Raw genomic sequence first — 24,804 nt, 5'->3', positions numbered from 1 at the left:
AATGAGGGATTCAAATTTTTGGGGGGCACCGAAGGTTACGGTGCCGTGCCTGTGAGTTTATCAGAGAAGGACACGCTGAGGCAGCAGGCATGGCTCACGTCACACAAGGCAAAAAAGAGGCCCCATGCGCGCTGCTGCACGCATGGGGCCGGGCGGTTAAATCTTCTGCGGCGCTTTTACTTCTCATCCAGCCCGCGGCGGATGCGGTATTTGATGGCGAGCTGGTGAGCGGGTGAATTGGCAAAGGTCAGCCCCTTGATGCGCTCCAGTTGCAGCAGGGCCACGCTATGCACAGCGTGGTAATAGCTGCCGTTGTGGGCGATGTTGATGAGGCGGGTCACATAATCCAACTGCAGGTTTTGACGTGCGATGCTCACCGGCTTGGCGGGGTCGTCTCCGGTGCAGATGGCGGTGGTGAGAGTGTCCATCACTTCATCGAGGGTCACCTGGTTGCCGTAGAGGCTGCTGTCTTCGATGCGCTCCAGCGTGCGGGAGTGCAGCAGGTGGTCCAGCAGGCCGCGCTGGATCTGGAAGATGCGCTCATGCAGCTTGGGGTCTTCTCCTTCATCCCGGTGGTCAAAGCCACGGCGCTGAAGCTGCAGGTGGGCGTAGAGCTCCGGTGGCGCGGAGAGAGCGTCCGGGCCGAATCCGTGCTTTGCCAGCACCTTGAGCGCCTGCCGCTGCTTGTCCGCCTCGACGGGTTTGAAAGGCACGGTATTCGGGGCCTGGCCCTGCACGGCACGCTCCACATAGACACCGCCTACGTAGCGGGAGACTGCATTGAGCGAGCTGCTGGCCTCCTTGGTCACAGCGGCAAAGGCCTGTGCCAGTTCCTGCCAGCTTTTGCCGGGATCTGAAACGTCCTTCATGATGTCTGCCAGTTCGGTGCGCACCATCTCGCAGCGCTGTTCGGCGTAGCCGATGGAGTCGCTGCTCATGTCATAGAGCATGGCGCGGGGGTCGATGGCCTTGCCAGGAGCGCGCATGTCGTCCGCATCATTGGCAAAGGCGAGTTCTGGCTGGTGGGAGTGCGCGGCGATCTCCTCCAGGCGCTTCTCCTCCTCCACGGGATCTTCCAGCGCCTCGCTGTAGCCATACTTGATGACCCAGTGGTCGTAGGGGCCGGGCTTGGTGGTGAAATACTGGCCCTGCTTCACGCCCTTGGGGGCGATGTTGACCGGCGGGTAGTCCATGACAGAGCCGGTGAGGCCGGTCTTTTCGGTGATCTCCGCATTGTGAATGTCCTTGAGGCTGTGCAATTGGCTGGCTCGGAAGTTATGGTTCAGGCCCAGTGTGTGGCCCACCTCATGCAGGCAGAGGTAGTAGAGAGACTCTTTGATCAGGCGGTCCACCTCCACGCGGTCACTTTTTTGCAGACGCAGCATGGTCTGGCCAAAGAGCAGGCCGTTGCGTGCGGAGCCATTGGCCTCGCAGGCGTAGGGATCAAAGGCGGCGGTTTCGCTGCTGCCGGTTTTGTCAGTGGCCACGGCATTGGCATCAGTGAAAAGCTTCTTGGTCAGCAGGCGCTTGGTCACAAAACTGTATTCCAGCATGATGTCCGCGCCGAGGATCTCTCCAGTGCGGGGGTTGGCAAAGCTGGGGCCGTAACCGCCGAAGGGAGGGGCCACACTGCTAGTCCAGCGAAGGACATTGTGCTCAATGTCATCCGCATCCCACTTGGCGTCATCGGGCTGCTGTTTCACCACCACGGCGTCTTTGAAGCCGGCGGTCTCAAAGGCCTCATTCCAACGCAGCACGGCAGCGCGAATAGTGTCGCGGAATTCCACAGGGGTGGTGTTTTCGATCCAGAAGACGATCGGCTCCACGGGCTCGCTGAGTGGAGTGCCGGGCTTCTGCTTCACCAGGCGCCAGCGGTGAATGACGTCGCGGTAGGGGGCGGCGTCGATGCTCGTCATGTCAGTGATCTGATGGGTGAAGTAGCCGATGCGCGGATCGTCGGCGCGGGGTTTGTAGTCGCTCTCCGGCAGAGCCAGCAGGGTGTGCTGCACCTTCACACTGATATAGCGCGGATTGGCCACGTCTGCGGCGCTCTCCCAGGCGGGAGTGGGGTTTTCGTAAACGTACTCAGCGGTGACGGTGGTGTTCCGCGGGTAGCCATTGATGCGCAGGATCTTGGACTTGGGCTCGGACAGACGGCCCAGCACGGCACGGTCTCCGCTGCCGCCAAACTTCACCTGGGTGAGGTTTTCGCGCACAAACATGTTGGTGGCAGGGATGAGGTAGCCTTCGGCGTCCTCGGCGGCCACGGCTTCGCTGTTGAGGATGGCGCTGCTGGTGTTGGCGCGTGCGGCACGATTCAGCGGGCTCTGCGGATCAAAGTAGAGCTTGGTGTTTTGCTCCACCATCTCGATGCGGTCATAAATCTTGCGGAAGATGAAAACGAGGGAGTCGCCGTAGCGCCCACGGTTGTGACCAGAGGCCACGGGACCGTCCACGCTGTGGTTGAAGTAGATGAACTCCGAGCCCAGCTGGTTCTTGGATACATAAAGCCAGGAGTTTCCATGCTCGACGTCGTGGTAGATCCGGAAGAGGCCGTTTACGCGGTTGAAGCCCTTGGTGAATTCTTCCACGGACTTCTTTTTGGCTTTGTCGTCGCTGCCGCTGTTTGTCCTGGTCGCGGTCGTTGCAGGGGCTGGAGTTGGGGCTGCCGGCGCACTGGGCTGCGGGGCGGGTTTGGCTGGCTCCGGTTTGGGGTCGGGCTTGGGTTCTGGTTTAGGCTCGGGTTTGGGTTCCGGCTTCGGATCGCGCTGTGGCTCTGGTTTGGCTGGTTCTGGCTTCGCTGGCTCAGGCTTGGCAGGTGCGGGTTTGGGTTCCGGTTTGCGCTCAGGAGCCGCTGGCAGTTCGCAAAGGGGCAGGAGCAGTGCTGAGCTGGCCAGGATGAGGCGGCGTGGCTGGATCATGAAGAGGTCGTTGGGTTGGTCGTTGGCAAGATGCTACCCGACACAACGGCCCAGCCGCCAGATCATTGTATAAAAAAAGCGCGGGGGGAGGTGGCGGGCGGCGTGGCACGGGCCTGCTCGCAGCTTTACTGGGTTACGGCGTCGAGCTTTTCAAAGACCGACTTGGAGTCGTCTTCAATCTTGTACTCTGTTTGGGTGCGCTCGTCCCAGATACGCCAGCCCCTGCCATAGCTTGGCTTCAGCCGTTTCTCCAATTCACTTCTCCCGGCAAAAGTCACATCATCCAGCTGGGTTTCGATACGCAGCTCCTCCTGATGCTTCTGGAAACGAACAAAAACAAAGTCGGTGGCAAACCATAGGCCGCAGCTGGTCAGTCCCAGTTTCTGGGCACGAGTCTCCTCTCGGCTGTCTGCGTGCTCCACCACATGTTCCAATACCACGAAGGGTTTGGCGGGATCGATAATCAGCCACTCGTCTGGCGGGATGCTCAGTTTCAGCACCTGTGACTCTCCACGTGCTTCCTCAGTCACCTTCCACCGGAGTGAAGTCTTTCCCTCCAGCAGTTGATGCAGGAAGATGCTCCCCTCGGGTCTCTGCAGGCGCACAAAAGGCAGGTAGAGGGATAAAGCGGTGGCATGGCGATGGGCTCTGAAAACATCGGGGGCTTTGTGGCTGATATGCAGCGTTTTTTCCGCGCGTCGCATGCTGCCGACTGTGCCGCGGTCGTAGGTGGCCAGGGTCCAGTATCGGCCATTGAAGGTGGCAGATAGATTGGTCTCTATGCCGGGCGGCGGGGCATGCTCGCGGTGGGGTGTGCTGCTCAGCACGGCAAATCTCTCACTACCGTCCAGCGGCATCATGGCGGAGATGCGTGCGCGGCATTGCTCCAGGCCTTCCCGCAAGGTTCGAGTATGGGCATCCAGAGAGAGGATGGCTTGGCTTTTCTGGCAGGCTTGCAGCGCTTTCAGGAGACGCTGGGCGGGGGTGGGCTGTGCATCCTCTCCGATGACTGTCCTGGGATGCAGGCAGGCAAATGAGGCCACGAGGCAGCAGAGCGTGGTACAAACAGAACAGGACATGGCGCGTTGGATGCGCTGTCATCTGTATGACAGTCACTGTAAAGGCAGGGAAGTCTCAGTGCAGACTCATCCATTCGGCAGCACTTTGCCGTAGTAGGCACCCACCCGCTCCAGCGCTGAGCAGCACCAGCGTGAGGGTGAAAACTTGCAGGGCATCCGTACGGCGGCGAGGATTGTAAAATGGCAGCACGAGTCCGGTGCCCGTCAGAAAGAGGCCCAGCATGCGGGTGCCCACCTGCTCATTCCATCCATAGTATTTGCCTCCGGCATCCATCAAGGCCGTGCGGACCATGCTGCGGTCTGCGCCCGTGCGTGGCAGGAGCTCCTCGTCCAGTCCTTCGGGGCGCAGAGCTGCGCGCACGCGTTCTTCGGCCGCCACCAGTACGCTGCTGGTGGTGTGATACTGCGTGTGGGCATAGGTCAGCAGGTTGGTGCCCAGCAGCACAGAAACGCTGGCGAGGACAAGGTGGATTTTCATTAGCCGTCAACATAAGCAAGTCGCCGGGGCTGCATTCTAAAAACCATTTATAATTGCCGCTCAGGTGCTGAAAACACCAGGTGGATGCCAGAAAGCCGCAGCAAAACAGTTTGCTCACATTTTGCGCTAAGATGCGCGTAAACCCGTCGTTTCCGCCGCCACACACGCCCCCTTCTCCCCCTATGAAAGCGCTTTACCTTACCCCTGTGCTCATTGCCAGTTTTGGCCTGGCCACATTGCGCTCTGCTCCGCTTGCGGAAAGCCAGAGGATCGACCAGTTGCTGCGTCAGGACTGGGACAAGGCCGGGCTGAAGCCCAACCCACCAGCCAGCGATGAGGTGCTGGTACGGCGCCTGTATCTGGACATTGTGGGCCGCATTCCTACGGTGGAGGAATCCCGTGCCTATCTCAGCTCCAAGGATCCGGAGAAGCGAATCAAGCTCATCGACACTCTGCTGGCCTCCGACGGCCATACCAGCCACATGTTCAACTACTGGGCCGATGTGCTGCGCCTGACGGACAATGTGAAGGGGCGCATCACTGCTGAAGCCTACGAGGAGTGGTTGAAAAAACAGGTCAAGGACAACACGCCCTATGACCAGATGGTGAAAAACCTCCTGACCACCGAGGGCGGAGTGTGGGACAGCGGCAGCATCGGCTTCTGGCAGCGGGATGAGAACAAACTCGACCACCTGGCTTACACCGTGCAGGTCTTTCTGGGCACCAGCATCGTCTGCGCCCAGTGCCACAACCACCCCTTCGACAAGTGGTCGCAGATGGACTACTACCACATGGCCGCCTTTACCTACGGCATGGACACCAAGGGGCGTGGCTTTGAGTTCAAGCCCACCGCTGCCAAGGTGGAGGAGATCGACAGAAAGAAGCTCAAGTCCATGAGCAAGGAAGAGCAGAAGGCGTACAAAGCGCGCATCGAGGCGCAGAAGAAAGAAGCCGAATCCCGCGTGAGCCGTGAGGATATGCAGCAGGTGAAGCGCGCCATGCAGGATGTGATGAAACCCCTGCGCTACACCAGCGCCGAGTGGCAGGACTCCCGGCTGCCCAGTCTGCCCTCCGACTACAAATACCCGGATGCGAAGCCTGGTGCCAAGATTGAACCCAAGACCATGTTTGGCCATGATGCTGTGGCGCAACCCGGTCAGACACGCCTGCAGGCTTTTGCCGACTGGATGACGAGTCCGGAGAATCCGCGCTTTACCACCGTCATCGCCAACCGCATGTGGAAGAAGGCCTTTGGCATTGGCCTGATCGAGCCGGTGGATGAAATGACGGACAGCACCGTGGCCAGCAATCCCGCGCTGATGGACTACCTCTCCCAGCTCATGGTGGAGAAGAAGTATTCTCTCAAATCCTTCCTGCGCGTGCTCTACAACACCGACGCCTACCAGCGCGCCGCCACAACCCATGAGGTGCCTGCTGGAGAGCTTTACCATTTTACTGGTCCCATCCTCCGACGCATGAGCGCCGAGCAGATTTGGGATTCTTTCGTGACGCTTTCCAAAGGAAATGTGGATGACACCATCGACGACGATAACACCCGCCTGCACCAATACCTGGATGATCTTGCCACCTTCCTGGGCACCGTGAAGTCCAAGGGGGCGGAGGGGCTGGTGCAGATCGCCAAGGAAGGCCGTGCCAAAATCGAAGACAATCAGAAGAAGATCGAAGCAAAAAAAGCCAGGCTGGATGAGCTGAAGGCCAAGGGGGAGGATGTCAGCGATGAAATCAAGGCCCTGGCCAAGGAGGCCAGCAGCCTGCGCAAGTCCTCCGAAAAAGACATCCTCGTAGCCCTGCTGGGCAAGGAACGCGCCAGTGATCTGCGCCAGGGGTACAAGCCTGAAAAGCCCGGCGGCAACAGCAAGCCAGAGATCGACCGCAAGGCGCTCGAAGCCATGACCAGCGAGCAGCGCAAGGAATTCCTCAAAGCCTACAAGAAGGGCGGCGGCAAGGACGCCATGGGGCTGACAGCCCGCGCCTCCGAGCAGCCCAGCCCTGCGCGCCCGGGCACCTTTCTGCGCACCTTTGGCCAGAGCGACCGCGAGCTGATCCAAAACGCCAGTGATGACGCGTCCGTGCCTCAAGCACTCACGCTGCTCAATGGTCCGGCTGCCGAGGTGCTCTCCAGCCCTGCCTCCAAGCTCAGCCAGGCTCTGGCCGCCAGCGGCAGCGCGGCGGACAAAGTGAACACGCTCTACCTAGCCCTGCTCAGCCGTCAGCCCACCGCTGCTGAAAAAAGCATCCTTGATGGCGTGATCCGCGAGCGCGGAGACAAGGCCGTGGCCGACGTGGCCCACGCGCTGATCACCGGCTCCCAGTTCCTCTTTGTGCAGTAAGCCTGAAACTACCTCCCAACGCGCCACTCATGAAAACGCTCCTCCACACCTGCGATGAAGTCAGCCGCCGCGACTTTGCCAAAAACATCGCCAAGACCTGCCTAGGCGTCTCTTTCATGAGCGCGCTGGCTCCGCGTGGTTTTGCTGCGCCGTTTGAAGGCTCCAGCAAGATGAAACAGGCCGCCACCGCCAAACGTGTGATCTACCTTTACATGTCCGGTGGCATGACGCATCTGGACACCTTTGGCTGCGTGCCTGGTGCTGACACCATGGGCGGAACGAAGACCATCGCCACGAGTGCAGATGGGGTGCAGATAGGCGAACTGCTGCCGAATACAGCCAAGACCATGCACCGTGCGGCGGTGATCAACTCCCTCACCTCCACTCAGGGGGCGCATGCTCAGGGAAACTATTTTCAGCACACCAGCTACACCATGCGCGGGGCCACGCGCCATCCCACCATGGGTGCCTGGCTGCAGAAGTTTCAAGGGAAGGGGAACACAGATCTCCCTGGCTCTGTCATTATCACGGGCGACAGCAAACACCCTGGCGGTGGATTCTTCGAGGCCGCCTGCCAGCCTCTCATTCTAAACGACCCAGCACGTGGGCTGCAAAACAGCCACCGCCCAGCCGCGCTTTCTGAAAGCGACTTTGACTACCGCCTCAATCTCTCCGCCCGTCTCGATCAGGGCTTTCAGCAGGCCTACGAGTACAAAAATGTGAAGGCCTACGCCGAAGCTTACAAGGATGCCATCAAGGTCATGCGCAGCGAGGACCTCGACGCCTTTGATCTCAGCAAGGAATCAGAGACCACCCATGCGGAGTACGGCAAAGGAAACTTCGCGCAGGGCTGCCTCCTCGCGCGCCGCCTCGTGGAGCACGGCGTGCGTTTTGTGGAAGTGAACCTCGGCGGCTGGGACATGCATCAGGACATCGCCGCCCGCCTGCCGGAACGCTGTGGAGATCTGGACCAGGCATTGGGTGCGCTCATCACTGATCTGGAGCGTCGTGGCCTGCTGGACGACACCCTTGTCGTCCTCACCTCCGAGTTTGGCCGCACGCCGAAGATCAATCAGAACGACGGCCGCGATCATTACCCCAAAGCCTTCAGCTCCGTGATGTGGGGCGGCGGCATTGCCGGTGGTCAGATTTATGGCAAGACGGACAAAGGAATCGAAGTGACCGAGAACAAAGTCAGCGTGCCCGATTTCAATGCCACCATCGCCTATGCGCTGGGCCTGCCGCTGGATCTGGTGCTGTACTCCAGCACCAAGCGACCCTTCACCGTGGCGGACAAAGGACAGCCGATCACGAGCTTGTTTGGCTAGCAGCAGCAGCGGGTGCCGTGATGCGCCTGCTGTTTTACATCCGCTCCCGGCGCACGATTTTGCGCGGCGCTTCGCGTGCGCTTGGGTCGATTTTGATCTCGTCCGGGCTCAGGTTTACGCTGAGCTGCGAGGGGTTGGTTTCTTGTCTTCTGCGGTGAGTTTCCTGGATCACAGCAGCGGGCACATCGGCGCGGAGCACATGCCAGCCCTGGCGCACCACGCGCGTGTCCTCGGTGCGGTCGTAGGCCTCAAAGGATTTCTGCGCTGGAAGATAGAGGGCTATCTTGCCCAGATTGATATTCACCATGCTGGAGTCGCACTTGCCCACCAGCGGACATACCACCACAGCGCAGCCCAGCTCAATGGCGCGGGCGGAGGCGCAGCGCGTCACGCGCTCGCTGCCGTAGATGGTTTCCGTGGCGCTGGGTACCAGCAGCAGATCAATGTTCAGCCCGCGCAGTCGAGAGCTTATCTCGGGAACCTCGATGTCCAGGCAGATGACGACGGCCACACGCAGCCCCTGCATCTCAAAGACATACAGCTCCTTGCCTGCGCGGAATTCATGCTCCCATGGGGTGAGGAAGAGCTTGTCCTGATGCAGCACCCGGCCGTCGGTGAAAATGATGGCGCGGTTGTAGAGATGGCGGTTTGTCGGATCGCTCCACGGTGCGGTGCCCACCACGGCGTGCTTGCCCTTGCGGCAGAGGCGCTGCCGCAAGCGTGGCATAAGGTCAACCCACACGACTTTGGCGATGTCGTCCATATCCGTGTCCGGCGGCAGCAAAGGCTCCAGCGCCGCCCAGAGGTATTCAGGCAGCAGCACGATGTCGGCGCCGCCCGCCCAGGCAGTTTCCACACGGTGCATCACCTCTTCGGCAAACTCGTCCACAGTTTTGCCTGCATCTCCCACGTCGAGGGTCCAGGCCTCTACTTTCACATTGGCCTTGGGCGTGCTGGCGTTGCTGCTGGTTGTGCTGGAGTCGGAGTCAGGCATGCATCCGTGGGGTTGTTGTCTGTCAGCATGCCGCCATTCCGGCGTCCGTCAAAAAGCACTTGTGCCAGCAGTCATGATGTCGTGGCCAGCTTCAGCAGCGCCAGGGCATTCATCACCGCCTTTGGCACAAAAGAGCCCGGCTCCACATATTCGGGCAGTTTGCTGCCATCGGGGCTGCGCTCGGAGCAGTGGGCGTTGTTTCCGTATGGGCCCAGTCCGTCGAGCGTGGGAGCCAGATGCCAGAGGTGATTGGCATCGCTGAGGCCACCGCGAGGGACGGAGATGGCGGTGAGGTCCATCTGCGCCGCCGCTTCATGCCAGAGCTGAAAGAGGGATTCGCTGCCCCCAGGCCAGGCTGCGGTGTATCCAGTGCACTCGGCGTTCAGTTTGGCACCATTCGGTGCGGTGCCGCTGAGAGAGGCAAAAAAGTCATCCGCCTGCTGCAGCATGGCGGGCTCGGTGGCGCGGCACTCCCATTCGGCAAAAGCCTCGTGAGGCACGCGGTTGACCACCGTGCCGCCGTGGACCAGGCCGATGTTTACCGTGCGCTCTGCGGCTGCATTGGTCAGCGTGGCCACGGATGGAAGAACGGCTGCCAGGGCATCAATGGAATTGATGCCTTCGTGGTGTTTGCTGCCGGCGTGTGCGGCCTTGCCTTCGGCGCTGAGCCGCCAAGTACTGCGGCCTTTGCGGGAAGTGACGATGTGCCAGCCGCGTTCATCTTTCGGGCCACCTTCAAAGACGAGCACGGCCCGTGCTTTGCCGCCACAGCGCGCGGCAGTGGCGCGGCCAAAATCGTCGCCGATGATTTCCTCGGCGGCATTGGCAGCGACCATCCAGTGGGTGCGCTCAAAGGCCTCGGGCGCGGCTTCACGCAGCATCTGCAGGATGAGCCAGATCAAGGCGGTGCCGCCTTTGTTGTCCACCGTGCCGGGGCCGTAGATGCGGCCTTCATCGGGGCGCTCGTCCCATTTGAAATCATTTTGCTGCTCTTCCTCTGGAGGAAACACGGTGTCTGAATGTGTGACGAGTACGATGGGATCTCCACCCGCGCCACGATGGGTGAGGAAGAGATGATGCCCGGTGCCGGGCGTGCTGCACGGGACCAGCTCCGCCTCAAAGCCGAGTGGTGCAAAGGCGGCCGCAGTCAGGCGGGCCACCTCGTCCACTCCTTCAGCGTTGGAAGTAAAGCTGTTTACAGCCACCAGCTTGCGTAGCAGACTGAGTGCTGCGTGCAGATGGTGTTCGGCGGAGGCTTGAAGCTGGGAAATATTCATCGTGGTATGGCACCGATGCCGGGGCGCTCTGGCATGATGAGCCTGCCCTTGGCATCGTAGGTGATGCCGGTGTAGTCGTCATTGGCCACGTAGAAGTGGCCGTCCAGATCGATCCAGTCGGCCCAAGGTGCGAGGTGTGCGGCGGCGGTGGTGCCCAGGCTGGTCTCGATCATGCAACCCAGCAGGATCTGCAGGTTCTGCTTCTGCGCTGCGGAGATCATGGCCACGGCGGCATCAAGACTGCCGCACTTGAGCAGCTTGATATTGATGCCGTCGATGAAGTCAGCCAGCGCCTCCACGTCTCCCACGTTCTGGATGCTTTCATCGGCAAAGATGGGCGGCGCATTTCCAGGAAGCTGAGTGCGCAGTTCCTCCCAGACCTCGACGCCGTGGCGATGATGGATGGGCTGCTCAATCAATGCCGGACTGTATTCAGAGACTTTCTCCACCATCAGCGGGGCTTCGGCGATGTCCCAGCCGCCATTTACATCCAGCAGCAGCTGTGCGTCAGGTGCGGCCATGCGTGCCACGGAGACGGTGGCAATGTCCAGCCCGAGATCGCCGGAACCGAGCTTGAGTTTCAGCACAGGAAACTGCGCGGCTATGGCCGCCACCTTTTCCGCAAAGGCGCCGAGGTCTTCAGGAATGCTGAAGGAGCGGCAGCCGGGTGGCGCAGGATGCACAGGCGCGCCCAGCTTTGACTCAGCGTATGATGAAAGCGGCCTGCTGGTCTGGTGGCCTACGATGTCATGACGCAGAAGGTTGAGGGCCAGTGTGGCCGTGCGCGGCAGATTCAGAGGTAGCACGGTCTGATTCAGCAAGGCAAGCGTTGCGGCCGGATCTTCGCCATAATAGGGCACAAAAGGAGCCTCCGTCACCAATGTACCGTTGGTGGCGCGTAGCACCTGGCGCGTGGCGGAGGTGCCGTGCGCAATGCGAAAAGGCTCAATCAGCTGAAGGGTTTTAAGCTCGAAGTGCAAGACTCTCGCAGTGAACGATCAAGACCCCCGATGGTCAAGGAGTCCTGTCTTTGTTCTTGTGAGAATCTGCCTGCTGAATGCAGAGGCCGCGATCACGGTTCGGGATTGGGATCGGTGCCCTGGTTGCGGCTGAAGATGCGCTGGAAGAAGTTCTTCTTTTTCTTGGGCACTTCGACCGGCGTTGCCACAGGCGGAGCAGGTACCTGCGGGAAGCGCTGTGCGGCCTGTGAGCCGGAGGTGGTGCGGATGTCTTCGCTCAGGGAGGTCTCGCGAATACTGCCATTGTCGCTCACGACCTGTGGCTGAATGAAAACAATAAGCTCTTTGCGCGTGAGGCTGTTGTTGTCGGTGCGGAAGAGCTTGCCAAGGCCGGGGATCTTGCCCAGCACGGGAATGCCGTTTTGAGCGAGGTTTTTTTCCTCGGAGATGAGGCCGCCGAGCACGATGGTGTTGCGGTCCGGGATGGTCACGGAGGTGACGAGCTGCTCGGTGCCGATGATAGGAACAAGGTTCGGCTGGATGAGCTGCGTGCCAATCAGTGTGTCATTGATCTGAGAAATGGTCAGGGTTACCTCGCCGTCAGTGTTGATCAGCGGCACGACTTCGAGCTTCAGCACTACGTCCAGGTAGCTGGTGGTGGAGGTGACGGTGCCATTGAGGTTGGCGGCATTGGTCACCGTGCTGGCGGGGTAGGGGACTTTGCGGCCTGAAGAGATGACGGCCTTCTTGTTGTTCAGGGCAAAGATGGAGGGTCTGGAGAGGACTTTGAAATTGTTGTTGGTCTGCAGTGCATTGAGGAAGACGCCCAGACCGCTGCCTGCGGCTCCGTACAAATTCAGACCTGAAGCCGGTCCAAAAGCCGAGGTGATGGCGTTGTTTCGCAGGTCATTGATGGCCCGCCCAGCCCCCCCGGTTCCGCCTAGGATGTCCGTGCGGTTGGTGATGCTGCTGGCGGTGAAGTTCTTGTTCGTCAGGGAGGAAATATAATCCACGCCTGTGAGCAGCGTATCCGTGAGAGTGAGCTCGCCAATGACAGTGGCCAGGTAAACCTGGGAGGGCTTGCGGTCCAGTTTGTCGAGCAGCGCATCCACTTTGGCGATCTCTTCCTGCCGGCCCATGACGATGATGGTGTTGGACATGGGATCTGCGACGATACGGGATTTGCCCACAAGCACGGACACAGGGGCGTTGTTTTCCGTGGGGCCGGAGACGACGTCTGCACGCGAGCCGCCGGTGCTGCTGGTAGTCGTGGTCGAGCCTGTAGTGCCACCAGCAGTGCTGGCTGTATCAGAGCCAGCGGCTGAGGCACCGGTGTTGCCGATGACGCCGCCACGGGTGCCCTGAGTGGTTCTGCCGCCGAGCAGCTGGGCACTGTTGGTGGCCAGCACCTGCTGGCGCTGCTGCTGGATGGTGCCGCCCCCCGGAAGCTGGATGGTTCCTGCGTTCACTTCTTGCAGGCGGTCCACCAGCGAGCTGAGAACATCAATGGCGGCGGCATACTTGAGCTTGCGTTCATAGGGCTCCGTGGCTTCCAGAGGTTTGTCAAATTCAGCGATGAGGCTGGCCACATAGGTGTAATCCAGCGGCGAGGCCACGACGAGGATCTGATTGAGGCGCGTGTCCGCCACCACCTGCGTGCTGGGCTGGGGATTTTGCGAGTTCTGGCTCTGGGAGGAGGTGCTGCCCGGTACGGGAGGGGCGGACGGCTGCTTGTTGTCGCCGCTGCTCTTGTCGCGGCCATCGCTGGCAGCAGTGCCGCGGATGGTCTTGACACCCTTGGTTTCTTTTTCCTGAGCCTGGGCGGTCAGCGTGGCCTGAATGACCTGGGCGATGACAGCCGCATCCGCAAACTTAATGGGGATGAATTTGGTGACGAGGGCGGAGCCGGTATCGCCAAGATCGATCGCCTCGCGGATGCCGATGAGCTGCTTCACCACCGTGGCGCTCTCCGTGATGAGCAGGCCAGGAGGTGCGGTGACGGGAGTGATTCGGCCGTAGGCACCCAGACCCACATGTCCGGAGAACATGGTGGCGGCGTCCTCGGGGTCGAGAAAATCCAGCTTCATGAAATAAGACACGATGCTCTCATTGTCCGGAATCTCCCGGGCGCTGGTGTAAAACTGAACGCCATGAGAGAACTGCACGGCATTGGCGCTCTGGTTGCGCGCTGGCAGAATCTTGGCGCTCTTGCCGCCAGGGTCTGCCACAACGGCGTAGCCGTTGGCCAGCAAGGAGGCTTCGATGAGCTTGATGGCTTCCGCCTTGGCCACCTGCTTGGGGGTCACAAGGCTGATGGTGGCACCCTCAAAAATGTTGGTGTCTTTAACAAGCGTGTAGCCGGTGAGCTTTTCGTAGATGGCCAGCAGGTCCGCCACGGGGTTGTTGGCAAACTGCATCATCACATTGTCTCCCGTGATCTGGAAGGACTCGGCTTCTCCGGGAGGGCCTCCGCCATCTCCGCCAAAACCACCTCCGGGACCGCCGAAGCCACCACGACGGAAACCTCCAAAGCCACGGCCTCCTCCAGGGGGGAATCCTCCGCTACCGGGACCTCCGGGGCCACCAGGCCCTGCAGGCTGTGGCTGTGCTGCGGCAGCATCAGGAGCCTGTGCTGCGGCAGCGGGCGGTGGTGCAGGAGCAGCCACGGCAGGGGCTGCTGCAGGGGTGTCTGATGCCGCTGGCGTTGCGGCGGCAGGAGCTGGCGTTGGAGAAGGAGGTGGTGCGGGGGGGACGATGGTCTGTCCATTCACCGAGCTGAGAGCGAGGACTGAGGAGGCAAGGGCAAGAAGACGGCGAGGCATGCGAAGGATGGATGAGGCGTGTAGGGCAGTTGGGTGGGGCAGCGCGGTCGGGGCTTATTTGGCTCCGCCGTCTTCTTTTTGAATTTTATCAAACATGGCGCGGATGGCGTTGCGGCGGTCTTCTTCGGGTGCGTTGCGGAATTTCTCGTCGCTGAACTTTTCACGCATGGCGTCGCGGAATTTCTCCTTGGCCTTGTCGGATAGGCTTTCGTACTTTTTGCGATCTTCCTCGCTCGGGCCACGGCTGCCGCGATTGTAGCGGTCGCTGCTTGAAGAGTCGCTACGCGGGCCTTTGTCGCCCCCCTTGTCGCTCTTGCCTTTGGTGAGGTCGTTCTTGTCCAGCACGCTGTGGCGGATGCTGAAGGTCTCGCCGCCGATGGCAATCTTGGCCTGAGCACGTTCGATGTTGGTGGTGGGCGTGGCTTCCATGAGCTTCCAGCCTTTGAGGTTGGGCTCTTCGGAAACGACAAGAGACTGCTTCTCGTTTTTATCAAAAATGGTCACCACCGGCTTGCCGTTCACGTAGGCCATGCCGGTTAGAACGAGGGAATCTGAAATGCTGACGATGCGGGTAAATGGGGAGTTTTGAATCACCGGCCCGAGAGTGGTGGCATCAAAGGGCTGAGGCAGATCGGGGTCTGCGGGTGTTGGGGGGGCAGTTGGAGTTGGTGCAGAAGCCGGTTCGGGGGCCAGCAACTCATCCCCTGGGAGAGGTAGCAGGTCCGAGGTTGTAAGCGGTGCCTCTGCCGGGGCGGCAGGCACAATGGTCTGCGCATGCACACTCAGTGCAGCGCTCAGCAGAAACATTACGGCGAGGGAGGCTTTCATGGCTGGAATCCGTTTTCGGGTTTAAACCAGCGTGCCAGTACGAGGTTGCACACCACCTGCGGTGTCTTCTCCTTGGCCTTGGAGTCGATCTCCATCTCCAGCTGCTTGATGGCCTGAAACTTTTCTGGAGACTGAAGTGTGGCCAGCCAGCTCAGCAGCGTGGTCTGATCTCCGCGCAGGCGCACCTCCACGGCCACTTCACGGTAAACACTGGCATTGGCCTTGCTGTCCGCCGCGTCGGGCAGGAGTTGCTGCTTCTGCACCTGGAACTGGTTGTCCAGCGCCACGTTCTGGATCTCCTCCAGCAGCTTGGCCTGCGCGGTACCCAGACTTTCGGTGACGGGCATGTTCTTCTCCATCCAGGCAGAGCGCTTGTCCCAGAACTCGCGGTCACTCATCCAGTGGCTGTTATCCTTTTTTTCATTCTCCAGCGAGGTAATGCGTGCCAATACCGCCGTGCGGCGGTCCAGGAACTGCTTGAGCAGGATGAATGTGGCCATCAGCACCAGTGCGCCGATGCAGGCTCCGAGCAGTTTCTTTTCACGTTGGGTGAGGGCGAGTGCCATGAAATGGGTGTGGCGCGAGAGTTATTGCAGCTTGCCCTGGGCGCGGAAGTTGGCCGTGGTGCCTTTGACCTCGGGGCGTGGGTTCGTCCATTCGTAGCGGCTCAGGACGCGGTTCTTTTTGAAGTCCTCGATGAACTGAAAGGCCAGTTGGGCGTCGCGGGCTTCGCCACGGATGTCGATCTCCTTGCCTTTGATTTCAAATTTGCGGATGACGATGCCGCTGGCGGGCATGATGCGGTTGATCTCCCCCAGCAGGAACATCGGGTAGCGCTGCGGCTCGATGGCGGGCGCGAGTGCGCGCCAGCGTTCATTGGCCTTGCGCACAGCGGCGGCAGGCTCGCTGGTGGCCTCCACCTCATCAGCCAGTCTGGCGGCGCGCTGCTCCTGCACATGCAGGTAGGCAAAACCCAGGAAGGCCAGGGATGCGTAGAGCAGCCCGCCGAAAATGAGGCCGCGGATGATCTTGGCCTTTTGTGTGCTGGCGCTGATGGAGGAACGCACGCCGGCGGGCAGCAGCTTGGTCCATGCCTTGGTGTCCAAGGCTGGGTTGGGCGGCAGATCGGCGAGCAGGCGTACCGGCAGCTCGAGCACGGAGCTCAGCCGGGTGGTGAGGTTGCGCTCAAAGCTGGCACCTACGAGTGCCACGCCCTCGATGGTGTCGGGGCCTAGGTCTGCTTCCAGTGTCAGGCGGGCCAGCGTGATCTCCAAAGCGAGCCCCTCCTCGGTGGCAGGCACCTTGGAGAAAATATGGCTGTGATAGAGTCTGCCCTGATGGCAGGCCGCCAGCACGAGGTCTCCCTGCTCCTCCACCACGACGAGGTGGCCCGCCGGGAGCTGGGCGAGTCGGAGTGCAGCGGTGTAGTCGCTGGCATGAGAGGCGGCCAGCGCCTCTGGAAAAGGCTCAGCCAGGATGTCAACGCTGATTACAGCCTGGCCATTCACCTGTCCCAGCAGGTGCCAGCGGTAGTTTCTGCCCACGGCATCCTGCTCCAGCTTGAAGCCTCGGCGCTCCAGCTGGGTGATGATGATCTGTTCCAGCAGCTCCTCATCTGTCTGCGGCAGAATGAGGCCGATGGTGCGGCAGGCGGAGGCCGGCAGCCCGATGAGCAGCGGCTTGCTCACATGCGCGGCCTCGGCGGGGCTCTCCACGGTCTCGGCGCTGGAGGTAGCGCGCGGCTTCCACACACGCCAGGAGGCATCAGGGGCGGGGAGGAGCAGGGTAGTGGCGGCTAAGGACATGCGGGAGGGGCTTCTAAACGTGCAAACGGTGTGGAAGTTGCGCTGCTGCTTGCGGAATATCTAAACTCGTTGGGAGAGGGATTGGAAGGGATTCTGGAGCAAAAGTCATTCCTCGATCCTCCCGAGATAAGTGACAGCTCCGGTGGTCTGATCTCGCCGGGTCACGAGGATGATCTTGGCGCGTTTGTCCCCCACCCAGCCGATGCTGGTGATGCGGCGCAGGGTGGTGTCACTGTCGTTCACGATTCCGCTCACGGCATTGAGGCGGTCTCCGCTCAGGCCCAGCATCTGGTAAGCCTCGGGTGCGCGGATGCGGCGGTCGTCCTCGGTGCCGGGGATGCCGTCTCCTCCATCGCGCTCGCTGATGAAGCGCCGCACATCATTCTCTGACGCTCCAGTGACGGCCAGCAGCACGTCCTTGAAGACCGTGCGGAGGTCGATCTGGCCTTCGCCATAGATACTGAAAAACTCGCGCCAGTCGGGCTTCTTGCGGTCCACGGCGTCCATGCCACGCACGAGGATCATCTCCTCCACGCGGATGAAGCCCTGGTTGCGCGGCGCGTCGTAGATGCCCAGGCTCTTGTAGTACTCGGCTTCGGCGCCGTTGGCGCGCTGGGTGTTGTCATTGTCCACCCAGTCTGCCAGCGAGTCTGCGGCGATGCCGGCGTCTTCAGCATTGAGCTGCCAGTAGATGAAGAGGTTGTAAATGGCCTCGCGCAGGCGTTCGTCGGTGATGTAGTTGATGGGGATGCGTGCGCCTTCGTAGTTGATCACCACATCAAAGCCGCTGTCAGGCCCCACTTTTTGCTTCATCACAATGTCCCCGCGCCGTGTATTCGGGTGCAGGCCCACGGCCAGTCCGCTCTCTGCAAGATGGAGGGCGCGGAAATCATACGCCGCCTGTTTGGACTCCTCCGCACTGAAGGAAATGTACTGCACCACCCCCATGACAGTAACGGACATGACGAGAATGGCCCAGATCATGAGCATGAGGGCAGAGCCCCGCTCGGTGGCCAGGCGACGGCTGCCTGAAGGTAATGGATGGGCTGTCTTCATGGTGGTGGGGCACCTCCTCCTCCGCCACCTCCGCCGCCCGGTGGGGGGCCGCCGGGAAATCCACCGCCAGGAGGCGGGCCGCCGGGGAATCCTCCAGGGGGTGGACCACCTGGGAAGCCTCCGGGACCGCCACGACCACCGCCGGGGGGACCTCCGGGGCCGCCTCCTGGTCCTCCAGGACCGCCACGTCCTCCGCCGGGGCCACCTGGACCGCCAGGACCTCCGGGGCCCCCACGCCCGCCGCCTTGGCCGTTGTTATTGTTGTTAGCGCCGAAGTTGGCGTTCCCGGACTGGTTGTTGTTGTCAGCGTTGGTCGGGGCCCGTCCGGCCACAATGGTGAGGACAGGCAGGCTGAAGACCATGCGTATGGGAAGCGTACGGTTTTTCATGACCAGCTGGCCCTCGATGAGATCGGGCCACTTGGACTTGCTCCACTCCTCATACCAGGTGTCTTCCTTCTCGACGTAGAAGCGCCATTTGAATGACACGACATCCGGCAGCAGCGGCATCCAGTAGCGGCCCTGGGTGTCTGGCGCGTAGAGGCCGCTCATGGAGGGCTGGAAATCGGCCTTTTTTTCAGAGGTCTGCGGGATGAGGTCGTCGCGGGAGAGGCTCAGGTAATTCAGCAGCTTCTGGTTGTCATCTGCCGCCTGGTCAGGGTAGGGGCGCAGGGTTAGGATGGTGTCCTTCCGTGTGATGGGATTGCTGCCAAAGGGAAAGCAGTCGGGTGAGCCGCTGATGGTCAGCTCCTGGATCACTGGCTCGGAGCTTTGCACGATCTTGAGTGAGAGAGAGGCCGTGCTGGGCATCGTGGCAAAGGTGCGGCGGCAGAGCTCGATGAAGCGGTTCATCGAATCGCTTTCTCGCTGCACGTGCTCGATCTCCGAGGCGCCGCGCACGGAGCCGCGAATGATGGCAAAGAGAGCCGCTGTGATCATGGAAAGGATCGTGATGCCGATCACGACTTCGATCAGGGTGAAGGCGGCGCGCCCTCTGAGTCTAGGACTGTGAGGGCTTGTAAACATAAACGGTCAGGGTGTCCTCCTGCGGCACGCCATCGAATGAGGAGGTGGCGCGGATGGTGAGCTTGTACATGTCGCTCAAGACGCCGCCATTGGTGGTCTTGAGAGACAGGGCCTCCGTGGTGCTGCTGAAGGTGATGCCAAAGGTCGTGTCCGTCTTGGTGGTGGTCATCTGTGCCAGCGGCTTGTTGCGAACCTCTTCGAAAAAATTGCGCATGCCGATGCGGATGATCTGGTCCCGCCGCAGCAGGTTGGCCGTCTCCAGCGCCTGATTCAGGGACTTGGCCAGCCCCAGCACGGAGATGGAGAAAATGGTGAGCGCCAGCACCAGCTCAAAGAGAATATAGCCTCGCAGAGCAGCGTGTGTATGGAGCTGGAGCTTGAGTTTCATCGGAAATCCACGGTTTCCTTCACGATGTCTGCGGTGAGTGCGGCAAACTCGACATCATAAACGGAGGAGGTGCCCTCCACATGGATCTTCAGCGGCTGGCAGACACCGCTGGGCTGGAAGACCCAGAGCTTCACCACCTCTCCCTCGATCAGGGTGGGCTCGGCGTCATACCAGTGCTGGATCTGGTATTTCACCTCTTTGGGCAGCTCGTATTTTTCCGACCAGTGCTCGTCATACTTGGGTGGCGGCGGTGCCAGCGGCAGTTCGGTGGCCTTCACATTTCCTCCGCTGTCGATATCGGTCTTGTCCCCCTCTTCCACCGTGCTCTCCACGACGGTGGAAGATTCCCCAGCGGTGAGAAATTCGTTCAGCTCCGCCAGCTGCAGGTAGGGATTGAAATAACGCGAGGCGGTGAATCCCGAAGCATGAAACGCCACCTGATAGGGGCGCTTTTCCTTCATGGCGCGCATGCGTGCCTCACGTGCCAGCTTGAGCAGCGCAGTGATGGGCTCTCGCGCCAGGCGCTCGTCCTGGAAACCTTTCAGCATTGGAACGGTGGCAGCCGCCAGCACCGCAACAATGGTCAGCGCGATGACGATCTCCACCAAGGTGAAGCCGGCATGCCGCTGAGGCGTGAAGGGGCAATGACGGGAGGCAGGATGGGCGCTCGCGTCAGGGCTGGTCTTCAGGCTGCGGCATGCTTGCTTCATGGGTTAGTTACTTGGCCGCTGATTTCTTCCAGTTGCCGATGTCGTCGTCTGTGCCGTCTGCGCCATCAGGGCCGGCGGTCCAGAGGTCGTAGGGCTTCTTGGACTTTTGGGCGGGGAAACGGTACTTGTAAGGGGAGCCCCAAGGGTCCTTGGGCAGCTCCTCCATGAAGGGGCGGTAGTTTTCAGGCACGGGCTCGATGGTGGGCTTTTCCACCAGCGCCATCAGACCCTGTTCGGTGGTGGGCATGCGGAGGGCGCGGGACTCATAGGACTGCAGCGCCAGACCGATGGCCTGGATGTCGCTGTCCACACGGGTGTCCTTGGCAGAGTCGATCTGGCCTTTGAGCAGGTAGATCGAGCCGGAAGCCAGGATGGCGATGATCGTCAGGGTGATGACGATTTCGATGAGCGTGAAGGCGGCTGTGGAGCGGTGCTGATGATGCGGTGTGCGGATTTTCATGATGGGACGATTGAACAGGATTTATGAGTTTATGAACAGAAGGAAATGAGGTTGGTTGCGCAGCCCTAGCCGCCGCCACGAATGCCGGTGACGCTCTGGGCGATGGCGGCGACAATCGAGTAGGCCACGGTGCCGACCATGACGGCCATGATGACGAGAATGATGGGCGTTATCATCGAGGTCATGCGTTTGATACGCTTGTCCAGCTCCTTGTCGTAGCGGGCGGCGCATTTTTCCATGGATTTGCCCAACTGGCCGGTCTGTTCGCCCACGGCGATCATGTCTGCCAGCAGCAGGGGGAAGCTGCCCACCTTGCGCAGTGTGCTGGAGAGTGGAGCACCTTCGGAGACGAGGGTGGTGACTTTGGCCAGGAGCGACTGGATGAAGACATTGGCGGAAATCTTGGACACCAGGCGTATGCTGTTGAGCAGCGGTACGCCGTTCATGATGAGGTTCCCCAGCGAGTGGGCAAACTGTGCGTAGAAACGCATGCTCATGATGGGACCGAAAAGCGGCAGGTTCAGCTTCGTCTCATCCCACCACATGCGGCCTGCTGGGCTGGAGATGTAGCCGCGGAAGGTCAGCACGATGGCGGTGATGATAATGCCTATGACCCACCACCACTCGCCCATGAAGTGGTTGAAATTGATGAGCAACTGCGTGGCGGCCGGGAGCTTCTGGCCGTTCTTGCCCATGAGATCCATGATCTGCGGTACCATGAAGGTCATGAACACAATCATGAGCACCACACACGCGCCGATGAGGAAAGCCGGGTAGATCATGGCCTGAGTCACCTTGGCCTGCAGGTCTGCCATAACCACGAGGTTGTTGGCCAGACGGCGCAGGATGCTCGGCAGGGAGCCGCTGACTTCGCCTGCGGCGGCCAGGTTGCAGTAGAGATCGTCAAAGCTGGGGGAGGCCTTGCGCAGCGCCTTGGCTACGGAGGAGCCCTCGCGCAATTCATTGCGCATGGTGGCGGCCACACGGCGCAGCGCTCCGGATTCCTGCCGCTCCTGCATGACGCGGAAGGCCTGGTCGATTTGCAGTCCGCCATCCAGCAGGTCTGCCAGCTCTTCGGTGAAAAGGATGAGCTGCGCGCGCTTCATCGTTACCGGTCCTTCGTCCACATTCTTCGTCGTCTTCGCCGCTCCCGCTTTTTCCTCCTGAGTGACCTTCACTGGTGTGAGCGACTGCGCCTCGATCTTTCGAAACGCCTCCGCGCGCGAGCCGACCGTGATCGAGCCCGAGACTGTCTGTCCGGTGGCGGTGAGTGCGGTGTAGGTGAAAGCGGGCATCTTTGGGGGTTAGGAGCGATCTTTGAGCCGACGGCGTATCCAGCGTGGATTGCGACGGCAGTCGAGAACGGCGTATACTTTCACAGTCTCGCCGCTGATTTGATAATAAAAGCCATGAGGGAAGCGTCGTGCAGGGCAGAAATGAAAGCCGTGGCGTTTGCGATGAACACCGCCGCACCCGGCCAGTTCCAAAATCTCTTCGCGGATTTTGGTCAGGCAATAGTCTCCCATCCCAGGCTCTTGATCCTCATAGAACCAGAAGCCACTCAACAGATCACGTTCTGCTCCTTCCTCAATTCGGACGACCATGAGCGATCTGGGCACGAATGCGATCAAAGGTTTCATCCACGCTGCGCCAGACGGCCTCGCCCCGCTCCTCGCGTTCCAGGCGTTCACGCAAAACATCTGCATGCCACTCGGGCGAGAGAGCTTCGTCGTCCGCACTGGCTCTGAGGTCATCCCAGAGCACCTGAAACAGATCCCACTTCTGGGGGGCGGTCATGCGTTCCAACGGAATCTCAATGGGCGGATTGGAGGCGATGGTCATGGGGTAGGATATTCACAAGGGACGGCTGCGCAACACTACTCCGTGGCGGCCGTGACGGTCATCACTTCCTCGATCGTTGTCACGCCTTCGGAGGCCTTGCGGAAGCCGTACTGGCGCATGGGCACCATGCCGTCTTTGATGGCCTGGGCCTTGAGCTCGATGGTGTTGGCTCGGACGTTGATCTTCTCCTGAAGGGCCTCGGTCATGAGGCAGATCTCCATGATGGCCAGGCGCCCGGTGAAGCCGGTATTGCGGCAGGCGCGGCAGCCAACGGGTTTGAAGAGCTTGTTTTTCCACTCCAGCGGGAAGCCGATGGTGCGCAGGTGGCTGTCTTCGTGGTGCGCGGGCTGCTTGCACAAACCGCAGAGCGTGCGGACGAGGCGCTGAGCCTGGAAGGCGCGTACGGAGGAGGAGATCATGAAGGGCTCAATGCCCATGTCGATGAGACGGGAGATGCCGCTGACGGCGTCATTGGTATGCAGCGTGGAGAAGACCAGGTGACCTGTAAGCGCGCCGCGGATGGCGATCTCTACGGTCTCCTGGTCGCGCATTTCACCCACCATGATCACGTTAGGGTCACCGCGCAGGATGCTGCGCAGGCCGGCGGCAAAGGTCAGATCGATCTCCGGCTTCACTGCGATCTGGATGATGCCATCCAGCTTGTTTTCTACGGGGTCTTCGATAGTGACGATACGGCGATCCTTGGTATTGAGCTCTTTAAGGAAGGTGTAAAGCGTGGACGACTTTCCTGAGCCTGTTGGGCCCGTCACGAGGATGATGCCATTGGGCGCAGCCAGCAGCTTGCGGATGGTAGCCTCTGTGGCGGGGTCCAGACCGATGGCCTGGAGGTCGAATTTCTTGCGGGTGAGCAGTCGCAGCGCCACGGACTCGCCGTTGACGCTGGGAATGGTGGCCACGCGCACGTCGATGGGTTCGCCATCCAGCTCCAGGTTGATGCGGCCGTCCTGTGGCAGGCGGCGCTCAGCGATGTCCAGATGCGCCATGATCTTGAGGCGGGAGATGAGTGATGCCTGCAGCAGCCGCATGTTTGGCGGCACGGGCACTTCCAGCAGTTTGCCATCAACTCGATAGCGGATGCGCAGATCACGCTCCAGCGGCTCCACGTGGATGTCCGTGGCGCGCTCCTTGAGTGCCTCGCGGAAGATCTGGTTCACAAAGTTGAGCACGGTGGCTTCTTCGTCCGCCTCATCCAGCACGGTGGTTTCCTGCTTGAGGTCGTCGTGGTCATCGCCGCTTTCACGGCCTTCGAGCAGTTCCTCAAAATTCTCAGCGCCGACCCCGTAGCCCTGATGCAGGGCCTCCAGGATGCGGTGGCGCGGGGCGATCTGCCAGTGCACGCGCTTGCGCAGTTCCTGGCCCACGGCCTGGCGTGCGCTGAGGTCAAAGGGGTTGTACGTCAGGATGGTGGCATCTCCCCCCGTCACCTGGAGGGGGCAGATGCGGTGGCGCAGCGCCAGCTTGGCGGGGAAGTTGTTGCGCAGACCCTCCGCGCCTTCCCCCACGCCTTCTTCGGAGTAGGGCATGCCCAGGCCGGTGGCCAGCTGGGCAAAGAAGCGGTCCTCATCCACCATGCTGCTGTCCACCAGTGCATCCATGAGCGGCTGGCGGTTGTCCGAGGCGAGCTCGAGAGTGTGGCGCAGGCGCGTGGGTTCCTCGCACCCGGCGCTGGCGGCCGTGCGCACGAGGACATCGATCAAAGTAGGTGAAGGCATGAGCGGCGATACAACGCACCAAGGAGGACAAAGTTTCTCGTTCTCTGCAAGGGAGTTGAGAGGAAGAAAAACGGTGGAGCAGATGGAAACGTGTGCTACATGCCAACTCTCCATGAATTCTTCTCACTCCACCCTCAGCCGTTCCCTGAAGGCGCTTGCCTTTGCGGGGCTCGCCCTCTCTCTGAGCAACTGCGCCGCTGTCAAAAAATCCGGCCATTATGGACATGATTTTGACCCGCCCGTGACGCAGCCGACCAATCCCGGCAATGTGAAGATCAAGGTCAGCACCGGCGCGGGCCGCGTGTATGCCGTGGAAGGGAACAAGGTCCTCCTGGCCTCCCCATGCGCTGTCGGCGTGAACGGAGCCACCGGTCAGGGCAGCTACACCATCGGCTACAAGGATGCGCGCAAGCGTCGCGTGAGCGAGCCGGATTCCGGCTACCCCATGGCCTACTGGCAGGAGTGGAAGCCCGCCTACGGCCTGCACTGGGGCTTTGTGAAGCCCTATCCCTGCACCCACGGCTGCATCCGCCTGCCAATGAACACCGCCCGCAAGCTCTTCTCCCTCACCAAGGTGGGCACCCCGATTAACATCGCCCCCTCCCAGCCTGAGGACGCTACCATCGGCAAGACACTCCCCACGATCGACGACGGCCCCCTGCCGAACCCGAACCGTGCTTACCTCATGAGCAGTGAGTTCTTTGAAGACGCCGCCGCTGGCCGCAAGCTCCGCTTCTAGTCTAACTTT

At 60.8% G+C, this 24,804-nt stretch carries 22 protein-coding genes; 3 read left to right on the top strand and 19 right to left on the bottom strand.

The window, feature by feature from the left end; all coding sequences use genetic code 11:
- Window positions 1-176 precede the first annotated feature (176 nt).
- From HNQ65_RS06190 to HNQ65_RS06180, 3 genes are all read right to left on the bottom strand, one after another.
- Entirely contained in the window at window positions 177-2,921 is a 2,745-nt protein-coding gene (locus HNQ65_RS06190; protein WP_184338626.1) for a zinc-dependent metalloprotease, read from the bottom strand.
- A gap of 125 nt (window positions 2,922-3,046) precedes the next feature.
- A complete protein-coding gene (locus HNQ65_RS06185; RefSeq protein WP_184338625.1) occupies window positions 3,047-4,000 on the bottom strand; it encodes a hypothetical protein in 954 nt (317 codons plus the stop codon).
- A 55-nt stretch (window positions 4,001-4,055) separates the two neighbouring features.
- The gene (locus HNQ65_RS06180) at window positions 4,056-4,478 is read right to left on the bottom strand and encodes a hypothetical protein (RefSeq protein ID WP_184338624.1); all 423 of its coding nucleotides are present in this window, start codon (window positions 4,476-4,478) and stop codon (window positions 4,056-4,058) included.
- A 182-nt stretch (window positions 4,479-4,660) separates the two neighbouring features.
- On the opposite strand from HNQ65_RS06180, the gene HNQ65_RS06175 reads away from it, so the two are divergent.
- The gene (locus HNQ65_RS06175; RefSeq protein WP_184338623.1) at window positions 4,661-6,829 is read left to right on the top strand and encodes a DUF1549 domain-containing protein; all 2,169 of its coding nucleotides are present in this window, start codon (window positions 4,661-4,663) and stop codon (window positions 6,827-6,829) included.
- A 29-nt stretch (window positions 6,830-6,858) separates the two neighbouring features.
- A complete protein-coding gene (locus HNQ65_RS06170; RefSeq protein ID WP_184338622.1) occupies window positions 6,859-8,157 on the top strand; it encodes a DUF1501 domain-containing protein in 1,299 nt (432 codons plus the stop codon).
- A 34-nt stretch (window positions 8,158-8,191) separates the two neighbouring features.
- Here the strand turns inward: HNQ65_RS06170 and HNQ65_RS06165 are convergent, their stop codons facing one another.
- From HNQ65_RS06165 to HNQ65_RS06090, 16 genes are all read right to left on the bottom strand, one after another.
- Complete coding sequence (locus HNQ65_RS06165; RefSeq protein ID WP_184338621.1) at window positions 8,192-9,151, bottom strand: nitrilase-related carbon-nitrogen hydrolase; 960 nt, start codon at window positions 9,149-9,151, stop codon at window positions 8,192-8,194.
- A gap of 71 nt (window positions 9,152-9,222) precedes the next feature.
- Window positions 9,223-10,428 carry a M20/M25/M40 family metallo-hydrolase gene (locus HNQ65_RS06160; protein WP_184338620.1) on the bottom strand — a complete coding sequence of 402 codons (1,206 nt, stop codon included), beginning with the start codon at window positions 10,426-10,428 and terminating at the stop codon, window positions 9,223-9,225.
- On the bottom strand, window positions 10,425-11,408 hold the full coding sequence (locus HNQ65_RS06155; RefSeq protein ID WP_184338619.1) for an enolase C-terminal domain-like protein: 984 nt from the start codon (window positions 11,406-11,408) through the stop codon (window positions 10,425-10,427). Before HNQ65_RS06155 ends, HNQ65_RS06160 begins: the two co-directional genes overlap by 4 nt.
- A 92-nt stretch (window positions 11,409-11,500) precedes the next feature.
- A complete protein-coding gene (locus HNQ65_RS06150) occupies window positions 11,501-14,209 on the bottom strand; it encodes a secretin N-terminal domain-containing protein (RefSeq protein ID WP_184338618.1) in 2,709 nt (902 codons plus the stop codon).
- Window positions 14,210-14,263: 54 nt separating this feature from the next.
- Window positions 14,264-15,037 (bottom strand): hypothetical protein, encoded by a 774-nt coding sequence (locus HNQ65_RS06145; RefSeq protein ID WP_184338617.1) that lies wholly within the window; start codon window positions 15,035-15,037, stop codon window positions 14,264-14,266.
- The gene (locus HNQ65_RS06140; RefSeq protein ID WP_184338616.1) at window positions 15,034-15,603 is read right to left on the bottom strand and encodes a GspMb/PilO family protein; all 570 of its coding nucleotides are present in this window, start codon (window positions 15,601-15,603) and stop codon (window positions 15,034-15,036) included. Before HNQ65_RS06140 ends, HNQ65_RS06145 begins: the two co-directional genes overlap by 4 nt.
- A gap of 21 nt (window positions 15,604-15,624) precedes the next feature.
- Window positions 15,625-16,842 (bottom strand): hypothetical protein, encoded by a 1,218-nt coding sequence (locus tag HNQ65_RS06135; RefSeq protein WP_184338615.1) that lies wholly within the window; start codon window positions 16,840-16,842, stop codon window positions 15,625-15,627.
- Window positions 16,843-16,947: 105 nt separating this feature from the next.
- Window positions 16,948-17,898: a type II secretion system minor pseudopilin gene (locus tag HNQ65_RS06130; RefSeq protein ID WP_184338614.1), complete on the bottom strand. Its 951-nt coding sequence runs from the start codon at window positions 17,896-17,898 to the stop codon at window positions 16,948-16,950.
- Window positions 17,895-18,923, bottom strand: coding sequence for a PulJ/GspJ family protein (locus tag HNQ65_RS06125; RefSeq protein WP_184338613.1), 1,029 nt, complete (start codon window positions 18,921-18,923; stop codon window positions 17,895-17,897). The genes HNQ65_RS06130 and HNQ65_RS06125 overlap by 4 nt, the downstream gene beginning before the upstream one ends.
- A complete protein-coding gene (locus HNQ65_RS06120; RefSeq protein ID WP_184338612.1) occupies window positions 18,898-19,311 on the bottom strand; it encodes a type IV pilus modification PilV family protein in 414 nt (137 codons plus the stop codon). The genes HNQ65_RS06125 and HNQ65_RS06120 overlap by 26 nt, the downstream gene beginning before the upstream one ends.
- Window positions 19,308-20,021, bottom strand: coding sequence for a pilus assembly FimT family protein (locus HNQ65_RS06115; protein WP_184338611.1), 714 nt, complete (start codon window positions 20,019-20,021; stop codon window positions 19,308-19,310). Before HNQ65_RS06115 ends, HNQ65_RS06120 begins: the two co-directional genes overlap by 4 nt.
- A 7-nt stretch (window positions 20,022-20,028) precedes the next feature.
- The gene (gene gspG / locus HNQ65_RS06110; protein ID WP_184338610.1) at window positions 20,029-20,481 is read right to left on the bottom strand and encodes a type II secretion system major pseudopilin GspG; all 453 of its coding nucleotides are present in this window, start codon (window positions 20,479-20,481) and stop codon (window positions 20,029-20,031) included.
- Between the two features lie 65 nt (window positions 20,482-20,546).
- The gene (locus tag HNQ65_RS06105; protein WP_184338609.1) at window positions 20,547-21,776 is read right to left on the bottom strand and encodes a type II secretion system F family protein; all 1,230 of its coding nucleotides are present in this window, start codon (window positions 21,774-21,776) and stop codon (window positions 20,547-20,549) included.
- A gap of 9 nt (window positions 21,777-21,785) precedes the next feature.
- The gene (locus HNQ65_RS06100; protein WP_184338608.1) at window positions 21,786-22,085 is read right to left on the bottom strand and encodes a type II toxin-antitoxin system RelE/ParE family toxin; all 300 of its coding nucleotides are present in this window, start codon (window positions 22,083-22,085) and stop codon (window positions 21,786-21,788) included.
- Window positions 22,069-22,323: an addiction module protein gene (locus HNQ65_RS06095; protein ID WP_184338607.1), complete on the bottom strand. Its 255-nt coding sequence runs from the start codon at window positions 22,321-22,323 to the stop codon at window positions 22,069-22,071. Before HNQ65_RS06095 ends, HNQ65_RS06100 begins: the two co-directional genes overlap by 17 nt.
- A gap of 35 nt (window positions 22,324-22,358) precedes the next feature.
- A complete protein-coding gene (locus HNQ65_RS06090) occupies window positions 22,359-24,056 on the bottom strand; it encodes a GspE/PulE family protein (protein ID WP_184338606.1) in 1,698 nt (565 codons plus the stop codon).
- 112 nt (window positions 24,057-24,168) lie between these two features.
- Between HNQ65_RS06090 and HNQ65_RS06085 the strand changes: the two genes are divergently transcribed.
- Window positions 24,169-24,795, top strand: a complete 627-nt coding sequence (locus HNQ65_RS06085) for a L,D-transpeptidase (RefSeq protein ID WP_184338605.1) — start codon at window positions 24,169-24,171, stop codon at window positions 24,793-24,795.
- The last annotated feature ends 9 nt before the right edge of the window (window positions 24,796-24,804 follow it).

Origin of the sequence: Prosthecobacter vanneervenii (assembly GCF_014203095.1) — a bacterium.
GTDB lineage: Bacteria > Verrucomicrobiota > Verrucomicrobiia > Verrucomicrobiales > Verrucomicrobiaceae > Prosthecobacter > Prosthecobacter vanneervenii.
This window is presented reverse-complemented; position numbering and strand designations above follow the sequence as displayed.